Below are 11,959 nucleotides of genomic sequence, written 5' to 3'. Positions count from 1 at the left end.
TATTTAACGTCAGATAACACGTTGATTAACGCGGTGACTAACTTGCTCAGCTGATTCTACCCGCTCTGAATAACGGTCGACTAAATAGTCACTGTTGTCTCTGGTCAGCAAGGTGAATTTCATCAGTTCTTCCAACACATCCACAATACGATTATAAAATGGCGAAGCTTTCATTCGATCGTTGTCATCAAATTCCATAAAGGCTTTGGCTACTGACGACTGATTAGGAATAGTCAGCATACGCATCCAACGACCTAAAATACGCATTTGATTAACCGCGTTAAATGACTGCGAACCACCACACACCTGCATCACAGCTAGCGTTTTTCCTTGAGTGGGCCTGACACCACCTAAATTTAGCGGCACCCAATCAATCTGACTTTTCAGAATGCCAGTCATGGCGCCATGACGCTCAGGCGAGCACCATACCTGCCCCTCAGACCACATCATCAGTTCACGCAGCTCTAATACTTTTTCATGTGTCGCTGCGTCGCCATCTGGTAAAGGTAAACCGGTTGGATCAAAAATCCGCGTCTCGGCACCCATAGCCTCTAACAAACGGGCCGACTCTTCTACCACCAATCGGCTAAACGACCGCGTACGTAATGAACCATACAGCAGCAGTATTTTGGGTTTATGCTGAGCACTTGTCTTGGCGAAGTCGTGCACTTTTGGAGCCTGAAATTGGGTGTTATCAAGGTTCGGCATAGCCGGGGTAGAAATTGACATTAAATTGCTCCTAAACTAGCAAGCGCAGCTTTGAAAGCGACCTTGTCTCTTACATCTAGGTTAAGGTTAGTCAGTTGCTCCACTCGTTGCTTTATGTGCTCGATAGTTGCCTCAAAAGCTTCGGCAATGTGTGCCTCAGACCCTTGTAGCTTAGATGGATCAGCTAAGCCCCAATGCACTTTTAAGCTTTTACCGAACCACACTGGGCAGGTTTCAGCGGCAGCAGAGTCACACACTGTCACCACTAAGTCTGGCGCAAATTGTTCAAAGTCATCCCATGATTGGCTACATAAACCTTCGGTTGAAATATCCGCTTGCTGTAAATATTTAATCGACAATGGATGCACTTCACCTGCAGGTTGACTACCGGCACTTCTCGCCGTTATTTTGCCAGCAGAAAATTGGTTGGTGATTGCTTCTGACAAAATACTACGGCAACGGTTATGGGTACAAATATATAAAATTTTCATTTTAAAAGTATTCCATCTCAGTAATACGGTTAACAACAATTATCTAATTGCTTCGCCCTATTTAAGTGAGTTAAAGATTCGTTTAAGAATTGATGATTGTCTGTGGCGGTAAGCTTAAGCACCTCAACCGACCATTTAGGCAAGTCTTGATCAAGTTGATAGAACACCCATTTTCCACGCCTTTGATCAGACAGAATTCCACATTTACGTAGTTCAGCTAAATGTCTGGACACTTTAGGCTGGCTTAACTGTAGAGCACTGATTAAGTCACACACGCACAACTCACCTTTAAGTGTAATCAATAGCAAACACTTCAAACGTGTGTCTTCAGATAAACATTTATAAAAAGAGACTGGGTTCATTAAAAGTAGTGCTCAACTCAAGACATATGAAATATCATATATATGATATTTCATATGTCAATCAAAAAGCGAGGCGACGAATTCTGTGGAAAGACGTAGAATAGCAACATTATTATTAAGGTTGCACCAATGTCTCAAAATTTACCCTATTTAGCTCACTATCCTGCTCATTTACAGAACGATATTCGTCGCTTAGTTGATGCCAATACACTAGGTGACTGGTTGCGAACACGTTATCCAAGCTTGCACAAAGTGGCTAACGATAATGACTTACGTGATTACACTATGTCATTAAAAAATCAATATTTGAAAAAAACAGCGCCACTGAGCAAGGTGATATACGACAGCAAAATTCATATAGTCAACCACGCATTAGGTTTACACAGCTATGTATCACGGATACAAGGCGGTAAGTTAAAAAGTAAAAATGAATTACGTGTTAGCACCTTGTTTAAAAATACCCCAGACGCGTTTTTAAATATGATCGTAGTGCACGAATTAGCCCATCTAAAAGAAAAACAACACAACAAAGCATTTTACCAACTATGCCAGCATATGCAGCCTGATTATCACCAAATTGAGTTTGATGTCAGAGTATATCTGACCGAACTAGAGCGCACGGGTTGGGTATTTGTTATATCCAAGACATGATTTTATTATGTTTTAGTATTGTGTAATGCTGTTATCTGTAAACAATAAAGTTTAAAGTAATATATATATTTAAATAAAAAACGACCTTTTTGATGCAACAGCCTAGCGTTTTAATTATCGATGATAGTGAAATTGAACGGTACATTTTAAGCCATCAACTTAAAAAAATTGGCGTTAGCGAAATCATGCAACAAACGAATGGTACTTCTGGCCTTGAGTTTTTAAAAAATCATTCACAGAACCTGCAGCAATATGGTGCTAGTTTCCCACCTGCAATTATCATTCTTGACGTCAATATGCCTATCATGGATGGGTTTGAATTTTTGCAGAAGTTTGCAGAGTTAAAAACACAGGTTGACCTAGATATCTGCCAAATTTTGATGTACTCGGGGTCTGACGACCCACAAGAAAAAGCACGTGCCTTGCAATATGACTTTGTGAAAGGTTTTCTAATCAAAGGTGAATCGAGCACAGAAGAATTAAAAATTGAAATCGGAATAACCTAGGACACAAGCAGTCTTTAACCACCATCTATTGGTTTAAGCATAATCACAGTGAATATTTCAATCTACTTTTGTATAGGAATAGGCATGCCAAAACACAAAGAACTTAGTATCCAAACATTAAAAAAATATAATCTTAATAGTACGGATATAGATAAATTATTTGATGACATAGCCGTTCTTGCGATCGAAGGCTGTAATAAACCCTTTGCCATGGTTAGTTTCATCGATGCCGACACTCAATGGGTGGCTTCAAAAGTTGGCTCATTTCCAAACGAAATAAACCGAGAAAATATTTTTTGTACAGATATGCTCAAGCAAACTGATGTATTTGAAATTTCTGACACTCTTATCGATGAGCGAACCAAGTTAAACGAATGTGTTATAAAAACACCTAACATACGTTATTTCGCTGGTGTGCCTCTGATTAATTACGAGCAGAAAATTTTGGGTACCTTATGTGTATTTGATACTCAGCCAAGTCTGTTAGATAAACATCAAAAAGCTATATTAAAACTTTTGGCCAAAGATGTGGTGTCCCAATTAGCACTTCGAAGAAAAAATCTCGAATTGTCTAATCTCATCGATCTCAATCAGATGATCACTGAAAATAACCCAGACTTGATATTTGCCAAAGACAGTGATTATAAAATTTCACATGCAAATACCGCTTTTTTATCTTTATTTCCAGAAGAAATGCGCGATAAGGTTATTGGACACTCCACTTTAGACATATATAGCGATGCAGAAGCTTTAACTTTCCTAGTACAAGATAAATTAGCTTTCGAGCAAGGCAAAGCCGAAACAACAGAACACATAACCTTTCCAAGCGGTGAAATGCGTACCTTTTTCATCACCAAAACGCGCTTTGATGATGACGAAGGCAATGCCTATTTATTAGGTGTGGCAAGAGATGTGACCGAGCGAGAAGCCTTAATTGAAAAGTTAAAAAAGTCGAATAGCGACCTTGACGAATTTGCTTATATAGCCTCCCATGATTTAAAGGCGCCATTAAACGCCATCAAGCGTTTGGTGTCATGGATTGAGGAAGATGCCAATAAAGTGTTGCAAGGAGATAGCCTTGAACATTTTGGTATGATCAAAAACCGCATCGATAGAATGAACATGTTACTTAAAGACTTACTTGATTATTCTAGAATCGGAAAAAATGATGGTTTACCACAAACGCTTAATCTACAAGAGTCAGTAAAAAGCTGTTGCAAGTCATTAGCCTTATCAGACAGTTTCATTATTGAAGCAGATGACACCGACCTTGTATTACCTAAAGTGCCATTTGAATTGGTACTTACCAATCTTATATCTAACGCAATAAAACATCATGATAAAACATCTGGGCATATCACTATAAAATGTAAACATTTAAAACATGATTTTCAAATAAGTGTGACAGATGATGGGCCAGGAATTGATCCCTCGTTACATGAAAAAATATTTATGAAATTTCAAACTCTTAAACCAAGAGATGAAGTAGAAGGCAGTGGCTTAGGGCTGGCAATAGTAGAAAAAGTATTAGCAAATTATTCAGGTAATATTTCAATCACATCAGATGTTGGCAAAGGGGCAACTCTTATTGTCACATGGCCCAAGGCAAATAATAAATGAGCAAACTCAGCCCTGACGAAGTCACCCTCTTTTTAATAGAAGATGATGATATTGATGTCATGAGTATCAAACGAGAGTTTAAACGTCGCAAAATTTCCAGTCCCATAAAACGTGCAAAAGACGGGGTAGAAGCATTTGAATTACTCGAATCAGCTAAAGTAATGCGTCCTTTTATCATATTGTTAGACTTACAAATGCCACGTATGAACGGCTTTGAGTTTTTGACTAAATTGCGGTCACATAAAGATTACAAAAATAGTGTGGTATTTGTTTTAAGCACCTCACAGAATGAGCAAGATATTTTCAATAGTTATGCATTTAACGTCGCCGGTTATTTTATAAAAGATGAAGTAGGCAATAGTTTTGTTAGTATTGTTGATATATTTGACGCTTACAGAAAGGTTGTGCATTTACCGTTAAGCTAAATAATGGGTAAGGTTTTCCCAAAGTGCTCATGGCCTGCAATGCCTGAATTGACATTTTATCCACAGCTGGCAATTGGTTTAGCGTATAATGGTTGATTACAATTCAATAACCTGTGACATCTAATGGACTATCAATTTTCACATGATATTTTAGGCCACCCCGTAGCCACCTGCGAGCTTGAATGTGAAGCTTTTGGTGATTGGTTAAGTCATGAAATCGCACAAGATACCGGGCAAGTGACACTGTTACTCAATACTATCCAGCAGCTTCAAACCCATCAACTTTCTCATTACCAACACAATGGAAAGGAATACCATTTAGTGTTTGATAAAGACGAAGTTGAACTGATTCTAAATAATAATCATATCCAAGAGATGGCACATTCAGAAGAAGACGAAAGCCAAGAATTAAGTGATTTACATATTCAATCAGGCTGTGGTTTAGCAGATTTTCATATTTTACTGCAAGCTTGGCAGACGTTTGTTAGCTAATACTCATGGCATAACTAGACCATCCGGTCTAACGCACTACTGTGGTGATTTCATAAGCATTCTTCACTAAGACCGTGCAACCATCGTCTATTTCGTCCTGCAAGATAATGTAACGCACTGTTTTTAAAGAATAAAAATATTGGCATAATATCTGCTCCACATATATTAACGAGGGGTCTGTCTTCGAGAGGTAGGGACTGATCAAGGCGTACTAACGACTCCTGATTGCCAAAAATAGCAACTAATAGTTATCATGGCAGAAGACAGATTCACTCAAAAAGCAGAAGCGCCGATTCATAGTATTATGAGTCGGCGCTTTTTGTTTTTAATAGTGATTACTATTAAAGCTCACTTAGATTCATCACAACCCAGCCGTTGATAAAAATATTTCTAGGCCTGACAGCGGCGTAAATGGTATCGGACTCGAATAACGCTGATATCTGCACCAAGCTCAATTCCAATGTATCTTTGCGATAGAAGTGTTTATACAAGGCTCTGTCAGACTTCATATGTTTGGTAGGCGACACCCTTTTAGACTGTGGCATATTACCGACTTTGAATACTAACGAGCGTTCCTTAACTTCCATTACCCTCATGGGCACATAACGATATTTTGCATCAGAGTCGTCATTAATTGCAAAGTAGTCCACGAAGAAAAAGTCGTTACGCTGTGGTTGCTCAACCACCATTTTTGTGACTTTGTTGTTATGCCAAGACGAAAGCATTAAGCCCGCGCACAACAACACAACAAGTACCCATTCGAAGTTTTCGCCATTCCATTCAATAAAGCGCTTAATCTGAGCAAAGCTGGGCGGGTTGAAATAGCTACCTTGAACACTAACTAACATACATAATCCTTTTAGAGTAGCTGAGCCCACATATTCCCACGCCATCTGCCAAGTATCAATTATTTGCTCAAAAATCACACAGCAAACCCAATTTCTAATTTTTTTGAGCACGTATCCACACTACAAAGACAAACCTTGTTTTAGATCAGTCATGAGCTTGGTGAGTCATTTAAAATTGATTTATTCATTAATACTCAAAGAGAAACATATGAAAAAATTAATTTTATCAGTTGCGATAGCAGTTACTTTATTAGGCACAATAAGTTCAGCGTTTGCCTATGAGCAAGGTGATTGGGTGGTGCGAGTTGGAATGTCGAATATTGCGCCAGATGACTCAAGCAACTATGTTAGCGTCGCAGGAGCAGATTTAGGCGTAGGTGTGAATATTGATAGCAACACCCAACTAGGGTTAAATTTTGTGTATTTCTATAGTCCACATTTAGCCATCGAGGTACTAGCTGCTTCGCCCTTTAATCACGATATAGGTTTAGATACGGTAGGCCCATTAGGTAGCACTAAACACTTACCTCCTTCTGTTAGTGCTAACTATTATTTTTCAGAGCCCAGCGCTAAATTTCAGCCATATGTGGGTGTGGGCATTAACTACACTATATTTTTTGATGAAGAATTTAGCAGTGCTAACAGCAATGCAGGTTTCAGTAAACTTCACTTAGACAACTCGTTTGGTCTGGCCGCTCAGGTGGGTTTTGACTATATGCTTGACGAGAAATGGTTAGTCAATGCGTCGCTCCGTTGGTTAGATATAGACACCGAAGCAAGTTTTGACCTCAATGGTTCAGCAGGTAACGTGGATGTGAGTATTGACCCCTTTGTTTATTCCATTACTGCCGGATATCATTTCTAATTTTGCATTAATACGAACCACAAAAAAAAGGACTGTAACTTTAATCAAGTTACAGCCTTTTATAGTCTTTTATAGTCTTAAGCGTTATAAGTTGACGACGACGTATTACCACCACGCCCGGTCCAGTTTGTATGGAAAAACTCACCTCTTGGCTTATCTATGCGCTCGTATGTATGCGCACCAAAATAGTCACGTTGGGCCTGTAATAAGTTAGCCGGCAAACGCGCGGTGCGATAACCGTCGAAGTAGTTAAGCGCTGCCATCAAACATGGAGCGGGAACACCGGTAGTGATGGCATTGACTGCTACGCGTCTCCACCCTTCTTGGGCACCCACCACTGTATCTCTAAAGTAGTCGTCCAATAATAGATTGTTTAACTCCGGATTTTTGTCGTAGGCCTCTTTGATTTTACCTAAGAATGCAGAACGAATAATACAACCACCACGCCACATCAATGCGATGCCACCGTAGTTGAGGTTCCAGTTATATTCTTTAGCTGCTTCACGCATTAAGGTATAACCCTGCGCGTATGAAACAATTTTAGACGCAAGGACCGCTTGGCGTAAATCTTCGATAAAGGCGATTTTATCAGCATCGCTACCATTGAATGTTTTAGCTGGACCCGTGATCACTTTAGATGCTTCGACACGTTCATCTTTTAGTGAGGATATACAACGAGCGAATACAGACTCAGCAATCAGTGTTAATGGTACACCTAAGTCGAGTGCGACTATTCCGGTCCATTTACCGGTTCCTTTTTGGCCTGCCGTATCAAGAATTTTTTCTACCAGTGGACCACCGTCTTCATCTTTAAAAGCTAAAATATCGCGAGTAATTTCAACTAAATAACTGTCTAATTCTGTGGTGTTCCACTCTTTAAACACTTCATGCATTTCATCTGCTGACATGCCAAGCACATCTTTCATAATTTGATAGGCTTCACACAACAACTGCATATCGCCGTACTCAATACCGTTGTGCACCATTTTAACAAAATGACCGGCGCCGTTTTCGCCTACGTAATCACAACAAGGAGAACCATCTTCTACCTTGGCTGAGATATCTTGGAAAATAGGCTTCACTGCCTGCCATGCCTCAGCCGAACCACCAGGCATAATTGAAGGCCCTTTAAGCGCGCCTTCTTCACCACCAGACACACCGGCACCCACAAAGTTAATACCTTTCTCAGCACAGTATTTTTCACGTCGAATAGTGTCAGGAAAATGGGTATTACCACCATCAATGATGATATCGCCTTTGTCTAATAAAGGTAAAAGCTGATCAATAGTGGCATCAACAGGCGCACCTGATTTCACCATAATCATAATTTTACGAGGAATGGCTAACGATTGAACTAGCTCTTCTACCGAATAAGCACCGCGAATGCTTTCGCCTTTGGCACGACCATTAATAAAGTTTTCAACCTTATCCGTGGAGCGATTATAAGCAGTAACGGTATAACCTTTACTCGCCATATTCAGAATCAGGTTTTCACCCATAACAGCAAGGCCGATTAAGCCAATATCAGATAGTGTTTTCATAAAATTCCAATGTTTGTTTTAATTAATAATACTGGCTTAGCCATTCAACGCAATGCGAAAAACCCTTAAATACAGTTCAAAGATATAGTCCAATTGAACCAAGCAACTTAAGGCATCAGGGCGTATTTAGCTTTCATATGTACATATATAATAACCACTAAAATCAAACTTAACACTTCATAAATGCATAAATAAATAATGCATTGGTATATGAAATATTGTTCAGCCCATTTTAGTGCAACAAACTAAGCTTTAAAACACACTTCGCGTGTTCAAAATTACGTTAGTTAGTATCTAGTGCCCGTTACTACCAAACAGCAGTTGTTGCCGTGAATTAAAAATATTAAAATTTAATGGTGAACTTTAAGCAATCAAGGGAACTCACTATCACCTTGGTCACAATTATAAACGCAAGGAATTATAAATGGAATATCGTCGTTTAGGTAAAGCAGGTTTAAAAGTGTCAGCCTTGTCGCTGGGCTCTTGGGTTACTTTTGGAAAGCAGGTTGATATTAACGATGCAAAGCAGCTATTAAAAACAGCTTACGATGGCGGCATTAACTTCTTTGATAATGCCGAAGGATATGAAGCCGGCGAATCAGAAAAAATCATGGGCGATGCGATTTCGGGCTTAGGTTTAGCTCGCGATTCATTTGCAGTGTCCTCAAAAGTATTTTGGGGTGGCGACCAAAAAATGCAAATGGGATTAAGTGCCAAACACGTGCGTGATGCATGTGATGCGGCGCTTAAACGATTACGTGTCGATTATTTAGATTTGTATTTTTGTCACCGCCCCGATATTGATACCCCCATTGAAGAAACAGTGCGCGCCATGCATAACTTAGTTCAGCAAGGTAAAGTGATGTATTGGGGGACGTCAGAGTGGTCAGCACAGCAGATCACTCAAGCACACGCCATCGCGCGGCAAGAACACTTAACCCCACCGACTATGGAACAACCTCAATATAACTTATTGCACCGAGATAAGGTGGATGGTGAGTTTACTCCGCTTTATGAACAATATGGCATGGGCACCACAATCTGGTCGCCATTGGCCAGTGGATTATTAACGGGTAAGTATAACGATGGCATTCCAAATGACAGTCGCTTAGCCCTTCCAGGTTATGAATGGTTGCGGGATTTATGGACAAGCGAAGACGGTAAACAGAAACTCGATAAAATTCGGCAATTAACCTCTCTAGCCAATGAGTTAAGTATTAGCTTAACCCATTTATCAATAGCTTGGTGTTTAAAGAATCCAAACGTCAGTACGGTTATATTAGGTGCTTCTCGGTTGTCACAACTAGAAGACAACTTAAGCGCGATGAATGCCCTTGAAAAGTTAACCCCAGAGGTTATCGAACGCATAGAAAGTATTATCGACAACAAACCCGCAGCAGCAGAACGGTTTGGTCAGTAACCTCTTTTAATTAGTAAAGATAGCACTTGAACCTGCTATCTTTTCTATTACTCCTCTCCCATTCATCATCCTTATGTTGATAATCTTGAATTGACATAGATACCCACCATAAATTTTAATATATGGCGTCAAACTTAACTTTATAGACTTTGCTAATTTTTAATGTAAATCAGACAATTATTTATAGCTAGACCAGCAAAAATAAGGGAAAAAAATTAGAACTAAAAATTTACTAGCCGCATAACTATTTTTGCACTAAAGCAAGTCGTGGCCGCAGCTTAGCTTGTTTTATTGGCGTATTTATTGCTGCTTTATTCTATAGGTTTTCAATATATCCATGGTGATAACGTAACATGCCTATGCACCTGGCTCAGGTCGATTTTACAGGTAAGTGAATTATTGCTAAGTTTAACAATCGGTTAGGTATTTGTTTTTCGATAAATCGACGATTGAACCGATAACAGAACTCATCAAAGTATTCTTGTAGGTATTTTCCGGTTACACCATGAAACGTACCTAACAAAAACGTTCTTAAATTGCCGATGGCTATATGTACCCACGGTAACCATTCATCAACTAAATAACCCGGGGTTACTCTTGCCTCATAGTTTTCTGTTTGACCTATAATATTCAATGCCGGCAATGCATCAGAATGAACTTGTTGGCCTTGTTTCAAGTGTTTCTTGACGAATTCATTCACGCTAAAATGACAAATGCTATCGACCACTGCCATTGCGATAAATCCTGCTTTTTTATCCTTACTTTCACAGGCTATCAGCACATTCTTTTTTCCTGCTGCTCCGCGTCCTCGTTTGCCTTTTTGTCTACCGCCAACCAGAGCGTCGTCTAGCTCTATTGTGCCACTTAATTGATATAAACTATCTCTATGCCCCATAGCCGTTCTAAGTTTCTTTAAAATCAGCCTCGCGGTTCGCCAATTGACTTCTATTAATTTACTGAGTCTCAGTGCTGAGATACTTCCCTTATCAGAGCCAAGAGAATAGATAGCCCAAAACCACTGGTTCAAGGTGATTTTGCTGCCGTGAAAAAGTGTTCCTGACATGACTGAGGTCTGCTTTTTACATTGTGTACACTCGTATAAATGATGACTTGTAATTTCATAGCTATGGTTATTGCCACAACCAGGGCAAATAAAGCCATTTGGCCATTTCATTTGTTGCAAGTATTTTCTGTACTAAACTGTTTTTGCCAAGCTAAAAAGCTTGCTTCTGGCATGTTCATGGTAATGGTTACCTATACAGGGTGTTTGTATATACAGTACAGTTCAGTCCTGAGTTATCTGCATAGGCATGTAACATAATGACAATCCAACAAAAATTTTTCTACTCTGTGGCATCGGTAATATTGTTTTTTGCTATTATTTAGCTTCTATAAGCTGCATTGAAAGGCTTGCAGAAACCCAAGAAAACGTTAACGATCAGATTGTTAAACAGCAAACTCACATAATAGATGTTTTAGAAAAAGCAGACGTATTAATGGCAGCAAGAGTACAAAATAGCACGCGCCTATTAATGAAAATAGGTGCCGAATTAGGACCGCGTATGATGGAAGGCATGATTAACGTCAATGGTGTTTCAGCTTATAATATTTACATGGGTGATAAGGCCCAAGGTAATAACTTTGAATTAGTGGACGGACTGACAAATATTATGGACGGCACCGCCACCATTTTCAGTAAAACAGGTTTAGACTTTATACGTATAAGTACCAACGTCATAAAAGAAAATAAAAGGGCGATTGGCACCAAGCTTAGTCATACAGGCAAGGCAATAGATAAGATAAATCAAGGGCAAGCTTATTATGGCAAAGTTCATATATTAGGTAATCCGTATTTAACATATTACGCGCCATTAAAAGATGCGAGTGGTAGTAAAATTGGCATTTGGTATGTAGGCTATTTTGCTGACCTTGCCAGTACAGTTCATTACATACCATTGAAGGCAGCCGGATATTAAAAATGGTTTTATTGCTTTAATTGACACAAAAAATAATATCAGATCGCATTCAGG

Annotated in this window: 13 protein-coding genes and 1 pseudogene; 8 read left to right on the top strand and 6 right to left on the bottom strand. The window is 39.3% G+C overall.

Going from position 1 to position 11,959, the window contains the following annotated elements:
- Positions 1-9: 9 nt before the first annotated feature.
- Genes arsH through C427_RS03175 form a run of 3 tightly spaced genes read right to left on the bottom strand, consistent with a single transcriptional unit; the run spans position 10 to position 1,561 of the window.
- Positions 10-729: an arsenical resistance protein ArsH gene (gene arsH, locus C427_RS03185; RefSeq protein ID WP_007642795.1), complete on the bottom strand. Its 720-nt coding sequence runs from the start codon at positions 727-729 to the stop codon at positions 10-12.
- On the bottom strand, positions 729-1,199 hold the full coding sequence (locus tag C427_RS03180) for an arsenate reductase ArsC (RefSeq protein ID WP_007642794.1): 471 nt from the start codon (positions 1,197-1,199) through the stop codon (positions 729-731). Before C427_RS03180 ends, arsH begins: the two co-directional genes overlap by 1 nt.
- Positions 1,200-1,228: 29 nt before the next feature.
- A complete protein-coding gene (locus C427_RS03175) occupies positions 1,229-1,561 on the bottom strand; it encodes a metalloregulator ArsR/SmtB family transcription factor (protein ID WP_034900254.1) in 333 nt (110 codons plus the stop codon).
- Positions 1,562-1,690: 129 nt separating this feature from the next.
- Here C427_RS03175 and C427_RS03170 point away from each other — a divergent pair, with 129 nt between their 5' ends.
- The 5 genes from C427_RS03170 (at position 1,691) to C427_RS03150 (ending at position 5,255) form a co-directional block, all read left to right on the top strand.
- On the top strand, positions 1,691-2,212 hold the full coding sequence (locus C427_RS03170) for a M48 family metallopeptidase (protein WP_007642792.1): 522 nt from the start codon (positions 1,691-1,693) through the stop codon (positions 2,210-2,212).
- Between the two features lie 92 nt (positions 2,213-2,304).
- Positions 2,305-2,718 carry a response regulator gene (locus C427_RS03165; RefSeq protein ID WP_007642791.1) on the top strand — a complete coding sequence of 138 codons (414 nt, stop codon included), beginning with the start codon at positions 2,305-2,307 and terminating at the stop codon, positions 2,716-2,718.
- A gap of 84 nt (positions 2,719-2,802) precedes the next feature.
- Positions 2,803-4,338 carry a GAF domain-containing sensor histidine kinase gene (locus C427_RS03160; protein WP_007642790.1) on the top strand — a complete coding sequence of 512 codons (1,536 nt, stop codon included), beginning with the start codon at positions 2,803-2,805 and terminating at the stop codon, positions 4,336-4,338.
- Positions 4,335-4,763, top strand: a complete 429-nt coding sequence (locus tag C427_RS03155) for a response regulator (protein WP_007642789.1) — start codon at positions 4,335-4,337, stop codon at positions 4,761-4,763. The genes C427_RS03160 and C427_RS03155 overlap by 4 nt, the downstream gene beginning before the upstream one ends.
- Positions 4,764-4,886: 123 nt before the next feature.
- Complete coding sequence (locus C427_RS03150) at positions 4,887-5,255, top strand: YacL family protein (RefSeq protein ID WP_007642788.1); 369 nt, start codon at positions 4,887-4,889, stop codon at positions 5,253-5,255.
- 341 nt (positions 5,256-5,596) lie between these two features.
- On the opposite strand, the gene C427_RS03145 is transcribed toward C427_RS03150, so the two are convergent.
- Positions 5,597-6,181, bottom strand: a complete 585-nt coding sequence (locus C427_RS03145) for a hypothetical protein (protein ID WP_007642785.1) — start codon at positions 6,179-6,181, stop codon at positions 5,597-5,599.
- A gap of 130 nt (positions 6,182-6,311) precedes the next feature.
- On the opposite strand from C427_RS03145, the gene C427_RS03140 reads away from it, so the two are divergent.
- Positions 6,312-6,968 (top strand): OmpW/AlkL family protein, encoded by a 657-nt coding sequence (locus tag C427_RS03140; RefSeq protein WP_007642784.1) that lies wholly within the window; start codon positions 6,312-6,314, stop codon positions 6,966-6,968.
- 77 nt (positions 6,969-7,045) lie between these two features.
- On the opposite strand, the gene gnd is transcribed toward C427_RS03140, so the two are convergent.
- Complete coding sequence (gnd, locus tag C427_RS03135; RefSeq protein WP_007642783.1) at positions 7,046-8,509, bottom strand: decarboxylating NADP(+)-dependent phosphogluconate dehydrogenase; 1,464 nt, start codon at positions 8,507-8,509, stop codon at positions 7,046-7,048.
- A gap of 424 nt (positions 8,510-8,933) precedes the next feature.
- Here gnd and C427_RS03130 point away from each other — a divergent pair, with 424 nt between their 5' ends.
- On the top strand, positions 8,934-9,929 hold the full coding sequence (locus C427_RS03130) for a potassium channel beta subunit family protein (RefSeq protein WP_007642782.1): 996 nt from the start codon (positions 8,934-8,936) through the stop codon (positions 9,927-9,929).
- 370 nt (positions 9,930-10,299) lie between these two features.
- On the opposite strand, the pseudogene C427_RS03125 reads toward C427_RS03130, so the two are convergent.
- Positions 10,300-11,171 (bottom strand): annotated as a pseudogene (locus C427_RS03125) (IS1595 family transposase).
- 95 nt (positions 11,172-11,266) lie between these two features.
- Here C427_RS03125 and C427_RS03120 point away from each other — a divergent pair.
- Positions 11,267-11,905 (top strand): Cache 3/Cache 2 fusion domain-containing protein, encoded by a 639-nt coding sequence (locus C427_RS03120; RefSeq protein ID WP_081588979.1) that lies wholly within the window; start codon positions 11,267-11,269, stop codon positions 11,903-11,905.
- Positions 11,906-11,959: the final 54 nt, after the last annotated feature.

The organism is Paraglaciecola psychrophila 170, from assembly GCF_000347635.1.
GTDB classification, from domain to species: Bacteria; Pseudomonadota; Gammaproteobacteria; order Enterobacterales; family Alteromonadaceae; genus Paraglaciecola; species Paraglaciecola psychrophila.
Note: the sequence above shows the minus strand (reverse complement) of the source record. Positions and strands in the feature narration are given on the sequence as shown.